This window comes from Sphingomonas sp. BL-S-30, assembly GCF_055521475.1.
On record NZ_CM145481.1, the window covers coordinates 2,318,133 to 2,338,650 of the forward strand.

The 20,518-nt window shown below is 65.4% G+C and carries 19 protein-coding genes and 1 tRNA gene; 4 read left to right on the top strand and 16 right to left on the bottom strand.

Features of this window, described 5'->3' with window-relative positions; translation table 11 throughout:
• The first annotated feature begins 30 nt into the window (after positions 1-30).
• Positions 31-876, top strand: a complete 846-nt coding sequence (locus ACZ1I5_RS10695) for a helix-turn-helix domain-containing protein (RefSeq protein WP_465173669.1) — start codon at positions 31-33, stop codon at positions 874-876.
• A 114-nt stretch (positions 877-990) separates the two neighbouring features.
• Here ACZ1I5_RS10695 and ACZ1I5_RS10700 read toward each other — a convergent pair whose 3' ends face one another.
• The 5 genes from ACZ1I5_RS10700 to folE form a co-directional block, all read right to left on the bottom strand.
• Positions 991-1,482 carry a DUF3237 domain-containing protein gene (locus ACZ1I5_RS10700; protein WP_465173670.1) on the bottom strand — a complete coding sequence of 164 codons (492 nt, stop codon included), beginning with the start codon at positions 1,480-1,482 and terminating at the stop codon, positions 991-993.
• Positions 1,483-1,554: 72 nt separating this feature from the next.
• Positions 1,555-2,352, bottom strand: coding sequence for a phytanoyl-CoA dioxygenase family protein (locus tag ACZ1I5_RS10705; protein ID WP_465173671.1), 798 nt, complete (start codon positions 2,350-2,352; stop codon positions 1,555-1,557).
• 541 nt (positions 2,353-2,893) lie between these two features.
• Positions 2,894-3,271 (bottom strand): dihydroneopterin aldolase, encoded by a 378-nt coding sequence (locus ACZ1I5_RS10710; RefSeq protein WP_465173672.1) that lies wholly within the window; start codon positions 3,269-3,271, stop codon positions 2,894-2,896.
• Positions 3,264-4,040 (bottom strand): SDR family oxidoreductase, encoded by a 777-nt coding sequence (locus tag ACZ1I5_RS10715; RefSeq protein ID WP_465173673.1) that lies wholly within the window; start codon positions 4,038-4,040, stop codon positions 3,264-3,266. The genes ACZ1I5_RS10710 and ACZ1I5_RS10715 overlap by 8 nt, the downstream gene beginning before the upstream one ends.
• A 6-nt stretch (positions 4,041-4,046) precedes the next feature.
• Positions 4,047-4,667 (bottom strand): GTP cyclohydrolase I FolE, encoded by a 621-nt coding sequence (gene folE, locus ACZ1I5_RS10720; protein WP_465173942.1) that lies wholly within the window; start codon positions 4,665-4,667, stop codon positions 4,047-4,049.
• A 230-nt stretch (positions 4,668-4,897) separates the two neighbouring features.
• Here folE and ACZ1I5_RS10725 point away from each other — a divergent pair, with 230 nt between their 5' ends.
• Entirely contained in the window at positions 4,898-7,387 is a 2,490-nt protein-coding gene (locus ACZ1I5_RS10725) for a TonB-dependent receptor (RefSeq protein WP_465173674.1), read from the top strand.
• Positions 7,388-7,633: 246 nt separating this feature from the next.
• Positions 7,634-7,906, top strand: coding sequence for an SWIB/MDM2 domain-containing protein (locus tag ACZ1I5_RS10730; RefSeq protein WP_272627362.1), 273 nt, complete (start codon positions 7,634-7,636; stop codon positions 7,904-7,906).
• Between the two features lie 46 nt (positions 7,907-7,952).
• On the opposite strand, the gene ACZ1I5_RS10735 is transcribed toward ACZ1I5_RS10730, so the two are convergent.
• The 5 genes from ACZ1I5_RS10735 to ACZ1I5_RS10755 form a co-directional block, all read right to left on the bottom strand.
• Positions 7,953-8,029 (bottom strand) — tRNA-Arg (locus tag ACZ1I5_RS10735).
• Positions 8,030-8,258: 229 nt separating this feature from the next.
• Positions 8,259-8,705: a DUF1178 family protein gene (locus ACZ1I5_RS10740; RefSeq protein ID WP_465173675.1), complete on the bottom strand. Its 447-nt coding sequence runs from the start codon at positions 8,703-8,705 to the stop codon at positions 8,259-8,261.
• Positions 8,702-9,526, bottom strand: coding sequence for a carbon-nitrogen hydrolase family protein (locus ACZ1I5_RS10745; protein WP_465173676.1), 825 nt, complete (start codon positions 9,524-9,526; stop codon positions 8,702-8,704). Before ACZ1I5_RS10745 ends, ACZ1I5_RS10740 begins: the two co-directional genes overlap by 4 nt.
• Complete coding sequence (grxC, locus tag ACZ1I5_RS10750) at positions 9,523-9,780, bottom strand: glutaredoxin 3 (RefSeq protein WP_465173677.1); 258 nt, start codon at positions 9,778-9,780, stop codon at positions 9,523-9,525. Before grxC ends, ACZ1I5_RS10745 begins: the two co-directional genes overlap by 4 nt.
• 31 nt (positions 9,781-9,811) lie before the next feature.
• Positions 9,812-10,546: a double zinc ribbon domain-containing protein gene (locus tag ACZ1I5_RS10755; RefSeq protein WP_465173678.1), complete on the bottom strand. Its 735-nt coding sequence runs from the start codon at positions 10,544-10,546 to the stop codon at positions 9,812-9,814.
• A 44-nt stretch (positions 10,547-10,590) separates the two neighbouring features.
• Here ACZ1I5_RS10755 and ACZ1I5_RS10760 point away from each other — a divergent pair, with 44 nt between their 5' ends.
• Entirely contained in the window at positions 10,591-11,433 is an 843-nt protein-coding gene (locus tag ACZ1I5_RS10760) for a class I SAM-dependent methyltransferase (protein WP_465173679.1), read from the top strand.
• 12 nt (positions 11,434-11,445) lie between these two features.
• On the opposite strand, the gene ACZ1I5_RS10765 is transcribed toward ACZ1I5_RS10760, so the two are convergent.
• From ACZ1I5_RS10765 to ACZ1I5_RS10790, 6 genes are all read right to left on the bottom strand, one after another.
• Positions 11,446-11,835 carry a response regulator gene (locus ACZ1I5_RS10765; protein WP_465173680.1) on the bottom strand — a complete coding sequence of 130 codons (390 nt, stop codon included), beginning with the start codon at positions 11,833-11,835 and terminating at the stop codon, positions 11,446-11,448.
• Between the two features lie 63 nt (positions 11,836-11,898).
• Entirely contained in the window at positions 11,899-14,361 is a 2,463-nt protein-coding gene (locus tag ACZ1I5_RS10770; protein WP_465173681.1) for an ATP-binding protein, read from the bottom strand.
• A gap of 62 nt (positions 14,362-14,423) precedes the next feature.
• Complete coding sequence (locus ACZ1I5_RS10775) at positions 14,424-15,782, bottom strand: EAL domain-containing protein (RefSeq protein ID WP_465173682.1); 1,359 nt, start codon at positions 15,780-15,782, stop codon at positions 14,424-14,426.
• A 541-nt stretch (positions 15,783-16,323) separates the two neighbouring features.
• Positions 16,324-17,820, bottom strand: a complete 1,497-nt coding sequence (locus ACZ1I5_RS10780; RefSeq protein ID WP_465173683.1) for a flavin-containing monooxygenase — start codon at positions 17,818-17,820, stop codon at positions 16,324-16,326.
• Between the two features lie 81 nt (positions 17,821-17,901).
• A complete protein-coding gene (locus ACZ1I5_RS10785) occupies positions 17,902-19,989 on the bottom strand; it encodes a malate synthase G (protein ID WP_465173684.1) in 2,088 nt (695 codons plus the stop codon).
• Between the two features lie 72 nt (positions 19,990-20,061).
• Positions 20,062-20,514, bottom strand: coding sequence for a MarR family winged helix-turn-helix transcriptional regulator (locus ACZ1I5_RS10790; RefSeq protein WP_465173685.1), 453 nt, complete (start codon positions 20,512-20,514; stop codon positions 20,062-20,064).
• Positions 20,515-20,518 lie beyond the last annotated feature (4 nt).

Below are 20,518 nucleotides of genomic sequence, written 5' to 3' on the forward strand. Positions count from 1 at the left end.
TCGGCGCGCCGGGAAAAGTTCGGAGGGCTGATGCACGCGACGATCCCGTCGACCGATCCCGCCGTGCCGGCGGCCTGGGGCGAGGTCAGCCGTCACGCGGCATTCAGCGCGGCGTCGCGCCGGCTGGCCGCCAACATGCTCGATCTGTGCGACGACGACCGCCGGCTCGCTTCCGTCTTCAAGGATGCCGGCCGCTATATCGCGGCGATGTCGGCGGCCTATCTGCACGGTATGGGCGGCCTGACCCTGCCGCTTTTCAAGCAGATCTGCGCGGATTCCGGCTTCCTCAGCGCGGGCAGGGCCAGGTCGATCGTCGAGTTCCTGCAGTATATCGGCTATCTGGAGCTGAGCGGGCCATCGACCTATCGGCCGACCGCGCTGTTCCTCGCTGCCTGGCGCCGGCATTTGCAGGCCGCGATCGACGCGGCGGCCATAATCGAGCCGGCGCTGGCGCCACTGCCGGACCTGCTCGACCAGCCCGCCATCTTCGAACGGCTGCTCGTAATTCAGGCCGCGCGGCTCCACGCCCTGTCGCGCATGCACGATCCGTTCCCCGCGCTGCGCCGGGCGTTCCTCCATCCCTATGCCGGCTCGCAATTTCTGTGGACGCTCACGCTCATCGACACGCACGAGCCCGTCACCGTGTCGCTGAGCGACCTGTCGCGCCGCTTCGACGTGACGCATCTCCATGTCCGGCGCCTGCTGAAGCGCGCCCATGACGAGGGTTTTCTCATCTATCATGGTCATGGCCGCCTAACCGCGGAGGCCCCGGGCGGGCAAACCATCGCGCTGCATTATGCCGGGCAGCTGAGCGAGCTCATCGAGAGCGGCCGACAGGTCCTGTCCGAGCTGCCTCGTTCGGAGGCTCCCGCTTAACCGGTCCCGTCGTCGATGATCGTGTCGCCCCAACAGCGAATCACGCCCGGCACCGCGCCGATCTGGTCGATCATCATGCCCTCGAGGTTCGGCAGGTGCCCGCGTCTTTCGCGCTCAAAGCACCTCGAACAAACTATAGACCGGCCCCGTCTTGATCCGGTGGCCGATGCCGATCGCGATGATCCGGTTGAGCCATTCGTAGCGCGCATCCGACGTGGTGAAGCTCGCGCTCGACCGGAAATAGTAGCTGGCCGGGTCGACCGCCTCGCCCCGCGCCATCCGGTCCATGACCTCGGCCGGGCCGTGGCGCAGGCCGGTATAGGTCATGCCGATCAGCGCGCCGTCCCCGGTCTGGAGGATGAGACGCACATCGAGCGTGGCCGCCCCGTCACCGCGCAGGATCTGCCAGTCGCTGCCGCCGTCCAGCACGGTGCCGGAGAGCCGATCGCCCTCGAACCTCCCGCCCGGCACGATCGCGACACGCCGCGGTGACCCTTCCGGACCGCCGACGGCATGCATCGCGCTCACATCGAGGCGCAGTACGAACAGCGGCCGGGTCCGCACCGATCGCAGGGTCTCGGGAAGATCGTCGCCTGGCTGAGTCATGTCCGCATCATCCTTTGGGCCGCCGTTGGTATCCAACACGCATAGGCAGCCGGCGGCCGCTCCTTCAAGCCGTCAACCGTCGGAAAGCGCTTCCCGGATCGCCGCCTCGACCGGACTATACCCCCCATCCGCCCGCCGCAGCGCCAGGGGTTCGGCCGGAAGCAGCGGCGGTTGCGCCATGAAGCGCGGGATCGTCCCGCGATGCGGCTGCGCCGCGTGAACCAGGAACGGGTGGCACAGATACACCGTCCCCGCCTCGCCCGTCGCCAGCGCCTCGGGCCGGCCGGCCGATCCGGCAAAGCCGTCCGCCGCCAGTTCCCGCAAGGTCAGCCCCGCCGCGCCCGCCGGCGCCAGTTGCCGGGCGATGTCGCGGTGCGACCCCAGCCGGATTCGCGTCGGCGCATCGTCCTCGCCGACATCGGAGAACAGGAAGAGCATCAGCAGCGCCCGCCCCCGGCTCTCCACATTGGCGCGCCAGTCGAGGAAATCGGGATGCTCGGTCCCGAAGCTCACATCCACATGCCAGCCCGCGTCCCCCGGATCGTCCGGCGACGGGAAACGCACCGGGAAGGTGCCGAGTGCGCGCGGCGCCAGCCAGCGGCCCGGGCCGACAAGCTGGTCGAACGCGCGGTGCAGGACGGGCGTGTTGGCGGCCTCGCGAAACGGCCGCTGGCCATAATGGCCGAGCCTGATCACTGGCCTGGTCCAGCTCGTCGGGTGGTCCGGATCGCAGCCGGTGTCGCGCCACAAAATGGCACGCGCTTCGTCAGCCAGGCTACGCGGAAAGGCGTGATCGATGCGGACGAGGCCGTCAGCGATGAAGGCGTGGATGCTGCCCGCGCTCAGCGAGCGCGCGGGATCATGGGTCATGGGAAACTCTCGAATAAGCGACCGCGCCCCGCGCCTCCGCGCGGAGCCTCGATCAAGGCGACGGGATCGGGTTCGGCTGGCCGGTCAGGCCAGCGGAAACGCGGCCGCGAAGGAGAGAGCGAAGATCGTCATGATGTCGCCATTCTAAACCAGCGGAGGGCGAAGGGGAAAGCACGATCCGGCGCGCGCGCCCGAGCTGATTCAATCTGGCCGCATTCCCTGCTGAACTCTCGCAGCCCCCGGTTGAACCGGGATGGGCAGGAGGAGCGTGCCATGTCAGTCCAAGTAAAGCCGGAAGAAAATCCGATACCCCTCGCTGAAATATTCAAAAACTCGTGTAGAAAACGCGCAATTGAGATCGACGGTTACGGCCGCCGTCGCCTGATAATGGGTTAGACCTGTGGTAGCGACCTTCAATAATCGCGGCGCAGCTGGCAAGAATCGCTCCGATTCGTCCCTCTCGCAGGTAGGTCGCAAAAATCGGCGAATGCTTGGCGGTTTTGTGCGGGTCGCGACAGTCTCCAACACCGCGTCATGCGCGTTACTGGGAGGCTGCACTCCTGCCGCGCATGATTTCGCAGCCGACCGCCGCATCCGGGTAGATATCGGGCTTCATCGATCGCACCGTCACCAGCGCGACGCGGCGATCCTTGAGGCACAGGCCCGCGATCGCCTCGCACAAGGTCTCCTGCAGATGGAAATGCCGCCCGGCGACCAGCGCCCGGATGTCGTCGCGGATGAAGTCGTAATCGAGCACTTCCTCGATCCGGTCGTCGGACGGCGGCGCGGGATAGTCGACCTCCATCCGTACGTTGACGATCACCCGCTGCGGCCCGGCCAGCTCCTCGGCATGGATCCCCAGGCCCATGACCAGTTCGAGCCCCTCCAGGATCGTGGCGAAGCGCACGCCCTCAGCCATGTGCGTGCCTGTTTCCCCGGCGCGTCTCGAACATCACGTCGCTGTCGCGCGGCAGGAAATGCTGGCCATTGTCCACGAACAGGTTCTGCCCGGTGATGCCCCGTGCCGTCAGCAGGAAATCGACCGCTTCGGCGATCGCCGTCACCTCGACCGGGCGTCGCAGCAGATTCTCCGATGCCACCGCGCGGAATTCCGCGTCGCTCTGGTCGAGGCTCGGCAGCGACAGCCCCGGCGACACGGCGTTGACCCGGACGCGCGGCCCCAATGCCTGGGCAAGCATCACGGTCGCGCCCGCCAGCGCGATCTTGCCGCAACTGTACGAGAAGAAATCCGGGTTCAGATTGGCGATCTTCTGGTCGAGGATATTGACCACCGCGCCCGCCGCGAGATCCTCCTGCGCCGCGAGCGCCGAGGCGAGCAGCGCCGGCGCGTCGAGGTTCACCGCGAGATGATCGCGCAGCATCCCGGGCTCGGCGAGCGGCGGCCGGTCATAGGCGAACAGCGAGGCGTTGTTGACCAACGCCGTCAGCGGCCCGTCAAAGGCGGCGCGCGCCTGCTTCACCAGATGGGCGGGCGTCTCCGGCAAGGCGAGATCGCCGGTCAGCACGCACGCTCCGGGCAGTTCGGCGGCGAGCGCCTCCGCCGCCTCGGGCGAATGATGATGGTGGATCGCGACCCGCCATCCCTGTCCCGCCAGATGCCGCGCGATCGCCGCGCCGATCCGCCGCGGCGCGCCGGTAACCAATATGGTGCGGTCGGCCTCCTTCACGGCGACTCAATAACCCATCAGCGCGAGCACTTCCTTGCGGCTGCGATCGTCCTCGCGGAACACGCCCATCATCCGGCTCGTCACCATCGAGACGCCGGGCGTGCGCACGCCCCGCGCGGTCATGCAGGCATGGCTCGCCTCGATCACCACCGCGACGCCGACCGGCTTCAGATTCTCCCAGATGCAGTCGGCCACCTCGGCGGTCAACCGTTCCTGCACCTGCAGGCGGCGGGCAAAGGCATGCAGCACGCGGGCGAGCTTGGAGATACCGACGACATAATTGCCCGGCAGGTACGCGATGTGCGCCTTGCCGATGATCGGCGCCATGTGATGCTCGCAATGCGACTGGAACGGGATGTCCTTGAGCAGCACGATCTCGTCGTAACCGCCGACTTCCTCGAAGACGCGCGACAGATGATGCGCGGGATCATCGCGATAACCCGAGCAATATTCCTTCCACGCGCGCGCGACGCGCTGTGGCGTATCGAGCAATCCTTCGCGCGCCGGATCGTCCCCGGACCAGCGGATCAGGGTCCGGACGGCCTCGGCTACTTCGTCCGGGACCGGGATTTTGGGCGTCTCGGCGACGAGATCGCCATTTTCGGGTCCGCCCGGACGATGTTCCATACTCATTTCATTACGCCTTATTCGAACCTGACGTTACGGCAACCTTGCTTTGAGCCAGTTCAGTTCGATTTCGAAACTGTCTCATTTGGGCAACAACTGCGCAACCCCGCTGTTTTCCTACGATTCCGGCATTGACGGTTGATTCAGGTGGACGCAGAATTCGCATACCGAGAATACGAACGACGCTCAGTTGGCATAGAACCGACGGGCTGGCCAAGAGGGGATCATCCATGAAGAAATTCGAACTGCTCGCAGCGTCGGCTATCGCGCTGCTCTACGCCACGCCAGCGCTGGCGCAAGAGGCTCCCGTGCCGGCCGCCCAGGACGAGGCCGTCCTCAACGACAGCGACGACATCATCGTTACCGCCACCAAGCGCGAACAGACGCTGCAGGACGTGCCGATCTCGGTGTCCGTCACCGGCGCCGCGACGATCGAAAAGGCACAGATCCGCGACCTGATCGATCTCCAGTCGGTCGTGCCCTCGCTCAAGGTCGCGCAGTTCAACGCCGCCGGCCAGACCAACTTCATCATCCGCGGCTTCGGCAACGGCAATGGCAATGACGGTATCGAAAGCTCGGTCGGCGTCTTCATCGACGGCGTCTATCGCTCGCGATCGGCGTCGGCGCTGGACGATCTTCCCGAGATCGAGCGTGTCGAGGTGCTGCGCGGTCCGCAATCGACCCTGTTCGGCAAGAACGTGTCGGCTGGCGCGATCAGCATCGTCACCAAACGCCCGTCGTTCGAATGGGGCGGCAAGGCCGAGATCACCGTCGGCAATTACAGCCAGATGCAGACCAAGGCGACGCTCACCGGCCCCCTGACCGACAGCCTCGCCTTTCGCGTGTCCGGCAGCCTCAATGAGCGCGACGGCTATTTCAAGAACCTGACGACCGGCACCGGCGTCAATGATCGTCATCGCTGGTCGGTCCGCGGCGATATCCTGTTCGAGCCGTCGTCGGACTTCTCGATCCGCGTCATCGGCGACTATAACATGATCAAGGAGATCTGCTGCGGCGTCACCTCGATCTTCAACGGCCCCGCCACGCTGGCGATCAAATCCCTGGGCTTTGCGGTTTCCGACACGACCAAGATCTTCGACCGCAACGTCATCTTCAACGAGGATCCCTATAACCGCATCGTCGGCAAGGGCGTTTCAGGCCAGGTCGACTGGAATGTCGGCTTCGCGAAGCTGACTTCCATCACGGCCTATCGCAACCAGGTCAACCAGTCCGACCAGGACATCGATTTCACCGGCGCGGCCATCTCGAGGAACCGGACCGCCAACGAGGCCAAGACTTTCACGCAGGAACTCCGCCTCTCGTCGACCGGCGACGGGCCGCTCAGCTGGCTGATCGGCGGCTTCTATCAGAACGAAAAACTCCAGACCGGCCGTGACATCCGGTTCGGCAAGAATACCCGCGCTTTCGTCAATGCCCTCACCGGGGGCGCAGTGACCCAGCTCGAGACGCTGCAATCGCTCGTCAATCCGGCCATTCGGCCCGGCCTGACCTATTTCCAGGAAGGAAATGGCATTGCGGACAACTATAAGCTGAAACAAACCTCCTACTCGCTGTTCGGCCAGGTCGATTACAAGATTACCCAGCGCCTGACCCTCACCGGCGGCCTCGCCTATCTCAACGACCGCAAGGCGGCACAGTCCTTTGTCGTGCTGCAGGATCCGTTTTCCTCGCTCAACCTGCAAAACGTTCCCGAGCTTGGCTTCCTGCCGCTCACCATCCTCAATCCCGCAGCGCCGCCCGGAGCGAAAATTCCCACCAATCTGTTCGGCGCGCTTGGAGCGGTTCAGTTTTTCTACGCCAACACCCCGAACCACGGCCCGGTCAATTATCCGAACGCCAATGAATCGGGCATCATCAAGGGTGACAAGGTCACCTATGCCGCCCGGATCGCCTATGACCTCGATTTCGTGAACGTCTATGCCAGCTATTCGACGGGCTGGAAGGCGAGCGCGATCAACCTTTCGTCGGACAGCCGCCCGCCGCTGAACGGCGTGGGCCGCTCGGCCGCGCCGGAGGAAGTCACCGTCTATGAAGCGGGCGCCAAGGCAAAGTTCCGCGGCGGCTATTTCAACCTCGCGGTGTTCAAGCAGGAGATCAAGGGCTTCCAGTCCAACGCCTTTACCGGTCTCGGCTACAGCCTGGTCAACGCCGGCAAGGAATCGGTGCGCGGCTTCGAAGTGGACGCGGCCTACAATCCCGTCCCCGCCCTCGCCCTTACCGGCGCGGTCACCTATCTCGACCCGAAATATGATTCCTTCACCGGCGCGGCCTGCGTGAACTATGATACGGTGCGCTGCCCGGTCAATCCGGCAACGGGCCTTCGTCCGTCGTTCCGCAACCTGTCCGGGGAGAAGCCGGCCGGCATCCCGACCTGGAGCTTCTCGACCTCGGCCACCCTGTCGCACGACTTCACGGGCGACATCAGCGCCTATATCCGCGGCGAGTTCGATTATATGAGCAAGTTCCAGCTCACCGAGACGACGCCGCCGAACCTGTCGACCTATGGCCAGCAGAACGTCAACGCCAGCCTCGGCATCGAGAGCAAGGCCAACAAGCTCGAGCTGATGTTCTGGGTCCGCAACCTGACCAAGAACAACTTCCTGATCTCGACCTTCCCGACGGTCGCGCAGGACGGCAGCTATAGCGGCTATCCCAACCAGCCCCGCACCTATGGCGCGACGCTCCGCAAGAGCTTCTGACCACAGGCGCACGCCAGGGAATCGGCCCCCTCTTCCTCGCGGAAGAGGGGGTTTTTCCTTGTCCCCGATCCCAAAACGGCGCGGGTCGTCGCATCCCTGTCGAAAACCGGCCGATATCAGCCGCTACGAAGGGGAATCCGGCACTGTAAGGCGTGACAATCCCAAAAAGGCGGCGCACAAGCGACGCACGCTGAAGCAGGCGTGAAACCGATGTCGACATGAACGACACATCAGGAAGGACAATTTATGGCGAAAGAACCCACGGCAGCTCCGAAAACCGGCGGCATCCATGCGCCGGTGCAGCCGTCCCCCGAGCTGGGCGCGATCGTCGGCAACGACAAGCTGCCGCGCAGCCAGGTCATCAGCAAGGTGTGGGACTATATCAAGTCCAACAACCTGCAGAACCCGGCGAACAAGCGGGAGATCCTCGCTGACGACAAGCTGAAGAAGGTGTTCGGTCGTGACAAGGTCACGATGTTCGAAATGAACAAGTACATCGCGCAGCACGTCAAGGCGTAAGCGCTCAACGGGCCACTCCGGGTGGCATCGCCTGCGCAAGCGGTGCTGGTGCCCCCGAGTGGACTCGAACCACCGGCCTGCGGTTTAGGAAACCGTCGCTCTATCCTGCTGAGCTACGGGGGCAGCGCCCAAAGCCCTAGATTTCCCCAACTCTCCGGTCAATCGACAACGCAACGGAAACCGGCCCGGAACAAAGAGCTCGGGGAAAGCTGCCCCGGACCAGCACGGACGGACCAGGCGTTCCTGTCGCTACAGCTCTCAGACGGAATTGATGTGCGGTCATGAAACCGCGCTTTACTCCAGCGCCTCTCCGGATCGACTGAATTCACGGTCATTCGCGCGGGCTGGTGCCTCAGTTGATCGCCTCGGGCGGTACCACTGGGAACGGCAGCGGCGCGATCGCCACGCCTTCATCCGCCAGCGCCTTCGCCTCCCCCACCGTCGCCTCGCCATGGATTGGCGCATGATCGGTCTCGCCGGCATGCATCGCGCGGGCACGGTCGGCAAAGGCCCTGCCCACCCATTCGGACTTTTCCAGCGCCCTGGCCTGCGCCTCGGCCAGCGCGCGGATCGCTGCCTTCATCACATCGGGCGACGGCGTCTCGTTCTGGACGGGCGCGTTTTGCCGGTTGCCCTTGGCCGGGATGTTCGGCGCCATCACCGCCTTGCCCACGTCGCCGTCGCCGCATAGCGGGCAGGACAACAGCCCTCGCGCGTGCTGGTCCTCGAACGCCCCGCTCGAGCCGAACCATGCCTCGAACACATGCTCACGCGAACAGCGCAGGTCGAAGACGATCATGGCGCGATCTCGACCGCCGGGATCGCGCGGCGATGCGCCAGCACCGGGATGCGCGCGCGGGCATCGGCGGTGCGCGCCGGATCGATCTCGGCGAACCCGAGGCCGGCGTCCTCGCCCATGTCGAGCAGCACTTCGCCCCAGGGATCGATCACCAGCGAATGGCCATAGGTCGCGCGACCGTCCTCGTGCACGCCAGTCTGCGCCGCGGCGACGACAAAGGCCGCTGCCTCGATCGCCCGGGCCCGCAACAATATATGCCAGTGCGCAGCACCCGTCGGCCGCGTGAACGCCGCCGGCACCGCCAATATGGTCGCGCCGGCATCGCTCAGCGCCCGGAACAGGTCGGGGAAGCGCATGTCGTAGCAGATCGCCAGTCCGACCTGCCCGACCGGCGTATCGACCACCACGGCGCCGCTGCCCGGCGTATAGGAAGCGGATTCGCGCCAGCTCTCGCCGGTCGGCAGATCGACGTCGAACAGATGAAGCTTGTCGTAGCGCGCCCGGATCTTGCCCTCGGGGTCGATCACATAGGCGCGGTTCGCCAGCTTGCCGTCGTCGCCGCGCACCGCGAGCGAGCCGAGATGAACCCAGATGCCGTGCTCAGATGCTGCCTTGCGTACCGCCGACAGGACGGGATCCTCAGCTTCGGGATGGAGATTGGCCGCGGCCCGCGCGCGATTGCTGTCGAGCAGGCCGGACATTTCGGGTGTGAAGAGCATCGCCGCGCCACCCTTTGCCGCATCGGCAACCGCCTGGGTGAGGCTATTGGCATTGGCGACCGGGTCGATCCCCGTCGTCATCTGCAGCAGCGCGATCCTCATGCCGCAAGCAAGGCGTCGAGCTTGCCCTCGCGTTCCAGCGCCGCCAGATCGTCCGATCCGCCGACATGCCGCCCGTCGATGAAAATCTGCGGGACGGTGCTGCGGCCGTTCGCGCGCTGCAGCATCTCGGCGCGTTTCGGCCCGCCCATGGTGATGTCGAATTCCTCGACCTCCACACCCTTGCTGTCGAGCAACCGCATCGCCCGCGTACAATAGGGGCAGAAGGCCTTGGTGTAGATTTCGATCTTTGCCATGATTCTGAAATGTGGGCGACCCCGCCGCTTGTCAATCGTCCGCTGCCGGATCGAGCACCCGCGCCCAGCACAATATGGTCACGCTGGCTGCGCCCGCTTGCAGGAGAACGCGCGTGCAGGCGTCACTGGTCGCGCCGCTGGTATGGATGTCGTCGATCAGCACCACCGCCTTGCCCTTCAGCAGCTGCTTCGCCCCCGGCTGAACGCGAAAGGCGCCCGCGACCGCCTTTGCCCTGCCCCGTGCGCCCATTCCACGGAGCGGCGGGGTGGCACGCGCCCGGCGCAGCAGCATCGGGTCGTTCGCCACGCCGGTGGCGCGAGTCAGCGCGCGCGCGATCAGCGCTGCCTGGTTGAACCCGCGCGACCAGATCCGCCAGCGATGCAACGGAACCGGCACGAGCAGATCGGCACCGTCCGGCATCAGTCGGGCCATTTGCCGCGCCACCGTCTCGGCAAAGGCAGTGCGCCCGCCATATTTGAGGCGCAGCGCGACGGTGCGGGCGACATCGCCATAAGCGACCGCCGCGCGCACGCCGGCATGGCGCGGCGGCCGCTCATGGCACGCGCCGCAAAGCGCCCCGGATCCGCGATCATAGGAGAAGGGCGCATGACACGCAGCGCACCAGGGCGGGCCGAGGAAGCGCAATTCACCCCAGCAGGCAGCGCAGAAGCGATGGTCCTCCCCGGTCACCGCGCCGCAACCGGGGCATCGCGGCGGCAGCGCGAGATCGGCGGCGACACGAAGGGGAGCGAGGAGCCGCTTCACGTCCCTCTTGTCGCGCCGCCCGTCCGGCGGCACAAGCCCGGGCGGTGAGCGTCCCCGATATCTTTGACCGTACCGCCCGGCGCATCCGCCGCGACCGCGCCGCCGACGGGTTTGCCGGGCATGATTTTCTGCGGGCGGCGATGCTCGACGGTATCCAGGAGCGGCTCGGCGCCGTCGTGCGCGCCTTCGGGGACGTGCTCGATCTCGGCTGCTTCGACGGTGCGTTCCTGCCTCCGCCGGGTACGCGCATCGTCCGCTGCGACGCTGGCCTGGCCTTTGCGCGCTCGGCCTCGGGGGTTCAGGCCGATGAGGATCGGCTGCCTTTCGCGGATGGCTCGTTCGACCTGGTCGTCTCCGCCGGCGTGCTCGACAGCGTCAACGACCTGCCGGGCGCGCTGAGCCTGATCCGGCGCGCGCTGAGGCCCGACGGCCTGTTCGTCGCCGCCTTCACTGGCGCGGGCAGCCTGTCGACCCTGCGCGCTGCCCTGCGCGAGGCCGAACGTGACCGCCCTGCCGCCCGCATCCACCCGCAGATCGACGTTCGGTCGGCCGGCGACCTGCTCGTTCGGGCTGGATTCGCGCTGCCCGTCGCGGATGTGGAATCGCTGACCGTCCGTTACGCCGGGCTCGCCGGACTGTTGGCGGACCTGCGCGGCATGGCGGCGACGAACCTGCTGGTCGGTCGCACGCCGCTTCGCCGCGATACGCTCGCCCGCGCGGCCGATGCCTTTGCGGCACTGGCTGACCCGGACGGGCGCGTGGCTGAGCGTTTCGAGATCGTCTTTCTCACGGGCTGGGCCCCCGCCCCGTCCCAACCTCAGCCGGCCCGACGCGGCAGCGCGACGGCCTCGCTGGCGGAAGCGCTCAAGCGCATGCCGCCCGCCTAGGGCAACGGCTCGCTAGCCGATCACGGCGTCACCCGAACCCCGGGCGAGCATGCGGCCAATCGCGTCGAACAGCGAATCCATTGCAACGGGTTTGAACAACACTTCGTCGGCGCCCCCGCTCAGGCAGCGTTGGCGAAGATCGATCGCGGTATCAGCAGTCACGACGATGATCGGCAGCCTTGCCTTGGCATCGGTGCGGCCGCGGATGTGCCTGATTGCCTCGAATCCATCCATTCCGGGCATTCGAAGGTCGACCAGGACAATGTCGAAATCCTGCTCGTCGATGAGTTGAAGACCGATCTCTCCGCTTTCCGCACCGACCATCGACGCACCGGCCACATCGAGCATGTCCTTCACAACCCGACGATTCATCGGATCATCCTCAATGAAGAGGATGTTCATGGCTTGGAGGCCGCGGCGCTGGCCGACTGGAAAAATAGAACCATAATGGATGTCTCTATCTGATCATGCCGCACGCGTTACAAGATGGCTGACGTTGTCGCCGTCGCTTTTACCCGCAGGGAAGAGCGTTTCGGCCAACGCCGCGCCAGAGATCGGCTTGGCGATCACGATATCGAATCCCGCGGTGGCGAATTCCGCTTTCTGTTGCTCGCTCGGGGCTGGCCAGAGCAGCGCCGAGACGACACCGGCATCGCGCGCCGCCGCGACCAGCGCCGATATCGCGCCCGACATATCGGCGTTTGCCTTCAGAGTCGCGTCGTCGACCAGCAGCCGGGAAATGCTGCCCGCGACGATAAGCCCGATCGCCTCATCGACCGTCCCCGCGAAAACAATGTTCCCGGATCGCGCCTCGAGCACGGCACGCAGCATGCTGCGCGAAATCGGGTTGCGATCGAGGATCACCAGCGCGCGGATGTCGGCCCCCATCCCGGCCGCTTCCGCCGCGGCGGCGCGAACCAGCGGCAGGTCGAGGGTAAAGTTCGAGCCGCTGCCCACCGCGCTGCGCACCGTCACGTCGCCGCCCATCGCCCGGGCAAGATTCCGGCAAATGGCGAGGCCCAGGCCGGTGCCGCCAAATTTGCGCGCCGTGCCCGCGTCCACCTGGCGGAAGGATTCGAAGATCAGTTCATATTTGTCGCTCGGGATGCCGATGCCGGTATCGGTCACCTCGACCTTCAGTCTCGACGCGCCGTCCCGGTCGTCGGCAAAGGCCCGCACGCTCACCGCACCGCTGTCGGTGAACTTCAGCGCATTGGACAGAAGGTTGAAGATGATCTGGCGCAACCGGCCGACATCGCCGTCGATCCTGTCCGGACAATCGGCGAGATCGAGCGCGAACGCGATGCCGCGGCCCCGCGCCTGCTCCTCCCACATGCACGCCACGTCGCGCAGCGCGTCCTTGAGGTCGAACGCCTCGCGCTCGATCGTCATGTTGCCGGTTTCCATCTTGGCGACGTCGAGAATGTCGTCGACCAGCGCGCGCATGCTGAGCCCCGCACCGTGCACCACCCCGATCCGGTCGCGCATCGGCTCGCCGAGCTTCTCGTCCGCCAGCATCACCTGAGTCATGCCGAGGATACCGTTGAGCGGTGTGCGGATCTCGTGGCTGGTGGTCGCGAGGAACTCGGTTTTCGCCGCCAGCGCCTTTTCCAGCGCGCTGTTGGTCGCAGCGAGATCGATGTTCGCCGCGCGCACCTCGTTGCGGCTGCGGCGGATGGTGAAGAGACCGACGCCGAGCATCGAAACGATGATGGCGGTCGCCAGCGCGGCACCGGTGAAAATGATCCGCTGAGTCTGCACGCGGGCCTGTTCGGCCTCATATTTGCGCTGCGCCTCCGCCGCCTGCAGCCGGGTGATCTTGAGTTCCTGATTGGCGAAATCGAAACGGGCCGCGGCAAGCGCGGTGTTGGTCGACGCGGCGAGCGTCGACGTCTGGTCGTCGAGACGTTTCAGCGCTTCGAGATGAAGCAGCGCCCGCGTCTCGTCGCCGGTCCTCTTGAACAGCGTATAGGCGGTCTGATGTCCTTCGCGAAACGCGAGCGTGGTCGTGCGCAGGTCGACTCCCGCGAAGCTGCGTTCGATCAGCGCCGCCGCCCGCGCGGGATCGCCATGCTGAAGCGCGGCTTGGGCCTCCAGCCCCAGGTCCTGGCTGTCGGTCCGCATGCCGGCGGCCCGCGAAACCCGCGACACATCGGCGATGGTGCGATCCGCGGCGGCAAGATTGTCGGTGGCGAGCTGCGCGCGCGCGATGTTCCGCAGGATCTGCACCTCGCGGCCGGGGCTCTTCATCGTCCGCGCGAGCGACAGCGCCTCGTTATATTGCTTCTCGGCCTCGGCGAAGCGGCCGAGCTCCTTCAGGCACACGCCGCGATTATTGTAGATCGCCAACAGCAGGGACGGGTCGCCATGATAGACCTCGATCGCCTGGCTGGAATAGCGCAGGCCGTTCTCATAATCCTTGGCCTCCTGGTAGAGCAGCGCGATGCTCAGCAGCGCGACCGCGCGGCTGCGCGTTTCGCCAAGATCGCGGAACACGGCATGCGCTGCCTGATAATCCGCAAGCGCCGCCGCGACATCGGCCTTGGCGGTGTGCAGGCCGCCCCGCGACAGCAGGATGTCGCCAGTGAGCTTGGTCGGCGTGCCGCCCGCGACCGCCGCATAAGCGCGGTCGATTAGGGGCTTGGCGTGGTCCACGTCGTTGAGGCGGAGATAGGCCTCGCCCTGGAGCCATTGCGCGGTGGCGACCGCGACGGTCCGCTGGCGGCGCTGCAAGGATCCGGCCGCGACTTCGGCCGCCCTGGCCTTGTCGATCGTCTTGCCGGGATCGACCAGCATCATCGCCTTGGCATCGGCCACCATGGCGTCGAAGCGAGCGCCCGCATCCGGCACCTGCGCCATGGCGGGCGCGCCGTGACTCATCAGCGCAAGCAGCGCTGCGGCCATCAAGGTACGAAAAATGAGCCCCATGATCGAGCGCCTGTGTGGACGGGACATGTTAAATACGCGCTAAGGCGCGGGATGACGATGGCTCAGGCGCTTTTCCAGAAACTGGCCGGGCGCCGGAACATCGCATGGCCCGGCCGTTCGGGCAGGCGCGCCTTGTCGTCGCGCAGATACTGGCGGAACGCTTCGATCGAGACGGGGCGGCTGATCAGATAGCCCTGCACCATGTCGCAGCCCATCACGCTGAGCAGCGCCATCGCCGCCTGGGTCTCGACCCCCTCGGCGGTCACCTCCATCTCCAGCGCATGCGCGAGATCGATGGTCGAGCGCACGATCAGCGGGTCGCGGTTGCTGCTCGTCAGCTGGAGCACGAACATCTTGTCGATTTTCAGCTCCTTGGCCGGGAGCTGTTTCAGATAGGCGAGCGACGACAGACCGGCGCCATAATCGTCGATCGCGATGGTGATGCCGACATCGGCAAACGCCCTGAGGTTGAAGATGGCGCTTTGCGGATCGCGAATGACCGACGTCTCGGTGATCTCGAAACCGATCCGTGCGCCGCTTTCGAGCACCTTGGCGCAGGCCAGCTTCACGAACCGCACATCGGCCAGCAGCTGGCCGGAGATGTTGAGGAAGATGGTCAGGTCGTTGCCGTCGGCGGCGAGCAACCGCTGGTCGGCGATCACCTGGTCGAGCGTCCACAGCGTCAGCGCGGCAATTTCGCGCGCTTCCTCGGCGACGGTGATGAAGTCTCCCGGAAGGATCAGCCCGCGGGTCGGATGCTGCCAGCGCACCAGCGCCTCGGCGCTCGCGATCTCCTGGCGGCGGACATGCACCTTGGGCTGATATTGCAGGAACATCTCGCCATTGCAGATCGCGGCCGGCAGCTCGCGCGTCAGCGTCAGCCGGTCGAAGGCCGGCGTGCCAGCGGAAAGATCGCGGATGACAGCATGGGCCTCGCCCCGGGCCTGCTCGAGCGCGCTCTCGGCCTCTTCCGCGAGCCGCACATCCTCGGCACCGTCGAGCGGTGCCGCGGCGGCGCCGAAATGCATGTCCAGCCGATGCTGTTCTCCATCGAGGTCGAGCGGCAGATCGAAATCGGCGGTCAAACAGCCAAGCGCCGCAGCAAGATCAGTCAGCGAATCCCCTTCGAAGAGGATCTCGACGACATTGCGCCCGATCACCTCGACGCGGGCACCCTCCAGACTGGCGCCAATCCGTTCGCGAACGGCGACCGGCAGGCGGTCGGCGTCGTAGCGGCCGAGATGGCGGCGCAGCGCCGGGAAATTGGCGATCTCGGCGAGGCAAAGGAACTGCCAGGCTTTTGGCCGGGGTCGCGCGATGGTGGCGTTCTCATCCGACGATGCCACCAGGGCTTCCGGCATCGACGGCTCATGGTTCTCCAGATGCCCGAAGCCAGCGGACGGCAGCTCGGTAAATGCCATGGTAGCGCCGTCATCGCGGTCGGCACGATGGCGAAGCGCCACGGACAAGGGCAATCGCGCGCCCCGCGCCCTGGGCCCGTTTACCGGGATATATGTACGTGAGCCGCGCCCCATGACCGTCAGCGATAGCCGCCGATGGCTAAACGAACTCTTAAACCTGCCGCGGCGGACCGCAAAAACCCCGGAAATCCGATTGCCTTATCCTTAATTTTTCGTTAATTAATCCATGCACTCGCCTGAGTGCACAAGGGAGAAAGCAAGTGCTTAAGTTCATTATTGCGCTGATCTACGGCGAGGGCATTCGTCCCTGGTAACCAGTCACCCGACCCGATCTCCGACTGAAGCGGCCTGACTTTAGCGAAGGTTGGTCGGAGGTCGGGTCGATATCCCACTTTGCCCCTCCCAGAATGCACATGACGAATCGCCAACGATGGCGATACCGCTCCCATCCCGATACGGGTGTCGTGGAAATCCGGTAGGCTTTGCGTCCAGATCGGTTATTTCTCCGTCCGGACGGGCCGGAATATTGGATGGACGCGCCTCAGGCGGTCACGGGCTCGCGTACCGGCGCAGCCGGTTGCGAACGCGGCACGGGATTGGAGAATTCCATGCCGTCATCGACTGAGCCGAAGCGAAGCGAGACCACGTCCTTCGCGTAGTTCTGATACAGCTTCCAGGGCTTCTTGCTGCCCTGCTTGGGAAACTTCTCCATCGCCCGCGTGACATAGCCCGAGGTGAAGCTGAGGAATGGCTCGGGCGTCAGCACCTCGTCGCCGATCCGCGGCGTCGCCTGGCGCAGCCCGCGCTTCTTCATCGTATTGAGCAGCCGGCAGACATAGGCGCAGGTGAGATCGGCCTTCAGCGTCCAGGACGCATTGGTATAGCCGAAGGACGAGGCCAGGTTCGGCACGTCGCTGTACATCATGCCCTTGTAGTTGAACGTCTGCGCCAGATCGACGGCTGCACCGTCGACGCTGAAGGCAACGTCGCTCAGCAATTGCAGCTCGAGCCCGGTCGCGGTGACGATCACATCGGCGGGTAGTTCCGCGCCGGAGCTCAGCCTGATGCCCGCAGGGGTGAAGCGCTCGATCGTGTCGGTGACGACCGAGGCCGTACCCTTCTTGAGGGACGCGAACAGGTCGCCATCGGGCACCAGGCACAGGCGCTGGTCCCAGGGATTGTAGCGCGGGGTGAAATGCGTCGCGACGTCATAATCCGGGCCAAGCTCGGCGCGCACCATGTCGAGCAGGCGCGCCTTGGTCTTTTCCGGTCGTTTCCGCGCGAGATTGTAAAACAGCATCTGGAACAGCACGTTGCGCCAGCGCGTGATGTCGTAAGCCAGCATCGCCGGTAGCTTGCGCCGCAGCCAGTTGGCGAATCCATCCTCGGCCGGGCGCGACACGACATAGGTCGGCGATCGCTGCAGCATCGTCACATGCGCGGCCTTGTTGGCCATCGCCGGCACCAGGGTAACCGCGGTCGCCCCACTACCGATCACCACGACATTCTTGCCGCTATAGTCCAGCTCCTCGGGCCAGAATTGCGGATGGACGATGCGCCCGCCGAAGCTTTCCACGTCCGGGAAGTCGGGCGTGTGGCCACGGGCGTAATTATAATAGCCGCTGCACATGAAGAGGAAATTGCAGGTGAACTGGACGGGCCCGTCCGGCCCTTCGGCCTCGACCGTCCAGCGCGCGTCCGGGGTCGACCAGGCCGCCTGCTTCACATGGTGGCGATAGCGGATGTGCCGGTCGATTCCGGCGTCGCGCGCGGTGTCGTTGACATACTTCAGGATCGACGGACCATCGGCGATGGCCTTGGCCTCGGTCCAGGGGCGGAAGGAATAGCCGAGCGTGTACATGTCGGAATCGGAGCGGATGCCGGGGTAGCGGAACAGGTCCCAGGTCCCGCCCATCGCCGCGCGGCCTTCGAGGATCACATAGCTGCGATCGGGGCACAGCTTCCGCAGATGATAGCCCGCACCGATGCCGGAAATGCCGGCACCGACCACCACGACGTCGAAATGCTCAAGGGCCATGTATCGCTCTCCCGCGATACCCGATATTCGATTTTTCGCGGAGACGCAAAGATCAGTTTCGATCCGCAATGCTTTCAGCGGCTATACGGCCTCCACCTTGGCTCGCGCGCGATAGGCGTGGAGCAGCGGCTCGGTATAGCCGTTGGGCTGAGTCAGCCCTTCGAACACCAGCGCCCGCGCTGCCTGATAGGCGAGGCTGGTCGCCTCATGCCCCGACATCGGCTTGTACAGCGGGTCGCCGGCATTCTGCACGTCGACCTTGGCGGCCATGCGCGCAAAGGCCGCGTCGATATCCGCCTGGGTTGCGACCCCGTGGAGCAGCCAGTTGGCCATGTGCTGCGAAGAGATGCGCAAGGTGGCGCGGTCTTCCATCAGGCCGATATCGTGGATGTCGGGCACCTTGGAGCAGCCCACACCCTGATCGATCCAGCGCACGACATAGCCGAGGATACCCTGGGCATTATTGTCGAGTTCGGCCCGCACCTCGTCCGGTGTCCAGTTGCGCCCCTTGGCGACCGGCACGGTCAGCAGCGGCGTCAGGCCCGGAATGGCCTCGCGCGCGATCTCCTCGCGCCGCGCGAACACATCGACCTGGTGATAGTGCATCGCGTGCAAGGTCGCCGCGGTCGGGCTCGGCACCCAGGCGGTGTTCGCGCCCGATTTCGGGTGACCGATCTTCTGTTCCATCATGTCGGCCATGCGATCCGGCGCTGCCCACATGCCCTTGCCGATCTGCGCCCTGCCCGAAAAGCCATGCGCAAGGCCGATGCGGACATTGCGGTCCTCATAGGCCTTGATCCAGTCGCTCGCCTTCATCTCGGCCTTGGGGATCATCGGCCCGGCGCGCATCGCTGTGTGCATCTCGTCGCCGGTGCGATCGAGGAAGCCGGTGTTGATGAAGACGATGCGGTCCTTCACCGCTTCGATACAGGCGGCGAGATTGGCCGAGGTCCGGCGCTCCTCGTCCATCACCCCAACCTTGATGGTGTGGCGCTCCAGGTCGAGCAGGTCCTCGACCGCATCGAACAGCCGGTTGGTGAAGCCGACTTCCACTGGCCCATGCATCTTGGGCTTCACGACATAGAAGGAGCCGGTGCGGCTGTTGCGGTGCTGGCCCAGCCCGCGCAGGTCGTGGAGCGCGATCGTCGCGGTCATGATCGCATCGAGCACACCCTCCGGCGCCTCGTTCCCTTCCGCCAGCCTCACCGCGGGCGTGGTCATCAGATGACCGACATTACGCACGAACAACAGGCTGCGGCCCGGCAGGGTGAGTGAGCCCTCTTCAATCGAATCATACGTGCGGTCAGCGTTCAGCTTGCGCGTGATCGTCTTGCCGCCCTTGTCGAAGCTCTCGACCAGGTCGCCGCGCATCAGCCCGAGCCAGTTGGCATAGGCCGCAACCTTGTCCTCGGCATCGACCGCCGCGATCGAATCCTCGAGATCGACGATCGTCGTGATCGCCGATTCGAGGATGACGTCGGCGATACCGCCGATATCCCCGCCACCGATCACGGAAGTCCGGTCGATCACCACCTCGATATGCAGGCCATTGTGCCTGAGCAGTAGCGAGTCACCCTTGCGGCCGACCAGCTGCGCCGGATCCACCAGGTCGGGCGTGCCGCCGCGATACGCGGTCCAGCTTTCGCCCGCCAGCGGCACCGCCTGGTCAAGGAACGCTTTGGCATAATCGATCACCTGGGCGCCGCGCACCGGATCATACCCGCCGGGCACCGCCATGCCGGGCAGCGCGTCGGTGCCGTAAAGCGCATCGTACAGGCTGCCCCAGCGCGCATTGGCCGCATTCAGCACGAAGCGCGCGTTGAGCACCGGAACCACCAGCTGGGGCCCGGCCATGGTCGCGATCTCGGGGTCGACATTGGTGGTGCCGATGGTGAAGGGCGCAGGCTCGGGCACGAGATAGCCGATCTGGCGCAGAAAGGCTTCGTCAGCCGTACCACCCGCGGCGTAGCGCGAATCGATTCGTTCCTGCAGTTCATCGCGTTTCGCCAGCAGCGCGACATTTTCGGGCGAGAACAGCGCGAATATATCGGCGACACCCTGCCACCAGATGCCGGGATCGATCCCGAGCGGCGGGAGCACCTGCTCCTCCACGAAGGACGCAAGCTGCGGAGCAACGGACAAACCGGCACGATCGAGCATTTCGGGCATTGGGCCTCCTGGAAAAGTCGCGACTGCCTGGGGAGAAGCTGACCCGCGCTTAGGACAGGCCGGGGCCAGTCATCAAGCCTGTTCGGGATCAAGCGGTGCGGCCGATGCTTCGATCCGGTCGAGCATCGCCCGGAACGCGGCGATTTCCGCTGTGGAAAAACCCGCAAAGACCCGCGCTTCGAGTTCGAGCGCCTTGGGCGCGACGCTCTCGTACAGCGCCTGCCCGGCCATGGTCAGCGACAACAGGTGCGATCGCTGGTCGTCGGGATTGGGCCGCCGCTGCACCAGCCCGCGGTCGACCAGGGCGATCGCGGCGCGGCTGACGGTTACCTTGTCCATCCGCGTGGCCACACCGAGCGCCTGTTGAGTCAGTCCGTCGCTCTCGGCGATCACCGCGATCAGCCGCCATTCGGGGATGCGCAGGCCGAACAGCGACTGATAGGCCGTCGCGATCGCCGAGGAGACGCGGTTCGACGCGATCGACAGGCGATACGGCAGGAACTGATCGAGCTTCAGGCTTGGCATGCGC

Bases quoted from the DNA above. Each gene is read 5' to 3' on its own strand.
- ACZ1I5_RS10695 (WP_465173669.1), top strand. From the start codon at position 31: ATGCACGCGACGATCCCGTCGACCGATCCCGCCGTGCCGGCGGCCTGG.
- ACZ1I5_RS10700 (WP_465173670.1), bottom strand. From the start codon at position 1,482: ATGACTCAGCCAGGCGACGATCTTCCCGAGACCCTGCGATCGGTGCGG.
- ACZ1I5_RS10705 (WP_465173671.1), bottom strand. From the start codon at position 2,352: ATGACCCATGATCCCGCGCGCTCGCTGAGCGCGGGCAGCATCCACGCC.
- ACZ1I5_RS10710 (WP_465173672.1), bottom strand. From the start codon at position 3,271: ATGGCTGAGGGCGTGCGCTTCGCCACGATCCTGGAGGGGCTCGAACTG.
- folE (WP_465173942.1), bottom strand. From the start codon at position 4,667: ATGGAACATCGTCCGGGCGGACCCGAAAATGGCGATCTCGTCGCCGAG.
- ACZ1I5_RS10725 (WP_465173674.1), top strand. From the start codon at position 4,898: ATGAAGAAATTCGAACTGCTCGCAGCGTCGGCTATCGCGCTGCTCTAC.
- ACZ1I5_RS10730 (WP_272627362.1), top strand. From the start codon at position 7,634: ATGGCGAAAGAACCCACGGCAGCTCCGAAAACCGGCGGCATCCATGCG.
- ACZ1I5_RS10740 (WP_465173675.1), bottom strand. From the start codon at position 8,705: ATGATCGTCTTCGACCTGCGCTGTTCGCGTGAGCATGTGTTCGAGGCA.
- ACZ1I5_RS10745 (WP_465173676.1), bottom strand. From the start codon at position 9,526: ATGAGGATCGCGCTGCTGCAGATGACGACGGGGATCGACCCGGTCGCC.
- grxC (WP_465173677.1), bottom strand. From the start codon at position 9,780: ATGGCAAAGATCGAAATCTACACCAAGGCCTTCTGCCCCTATTGTACG.
- ACZ1I5_RS10765 (WP_465173680.1), bottom strand. From the start codon at position 11,835: ATGAACATCCTCTTCATTGAGGATGATCCGATGAATCGTCGGGTTGTG.
- ACZ1I5_RS10770 (WP_465173681.1), bottom strand. From the start codon at position 14,361: ATGGGGCTCATTTTTCGTACCTTGATGGCCGCAGCGCTGCTTGCGCTG.
- ACZ1I5_RS10775 (WP_465173682.1), bottom strand. From the start codon at position 15,782: ATGGCATTTACCGAGCTGCCGTCCGCTGGCTTCGGGCATCTGGAGAAC.
- ACZ1I5_RS10780 (WP_465173683.1), bottom strand. From the start codon at position 17,820: ATGGCCCTTGAGCATTTCGACGTCGTGGTGGTCGGTGCCGGCATTTCC.
- ACZ1I5_RS10785 (WP_465173684.1), bottom strand. From the start codon at position 19,989: ATGCCCGAAATGCTCGATCGTGCCGGTTTGTCCGTTGCTCCGCAGCTT.
- ACZ1I5_RS10790 (WP_465173685.1), bottom strand. From the start codon at position 20,514: ATGCCAAGCCTGAAGCTCGATCAGTTCCTGCCGTATCGCCTGTCGATC.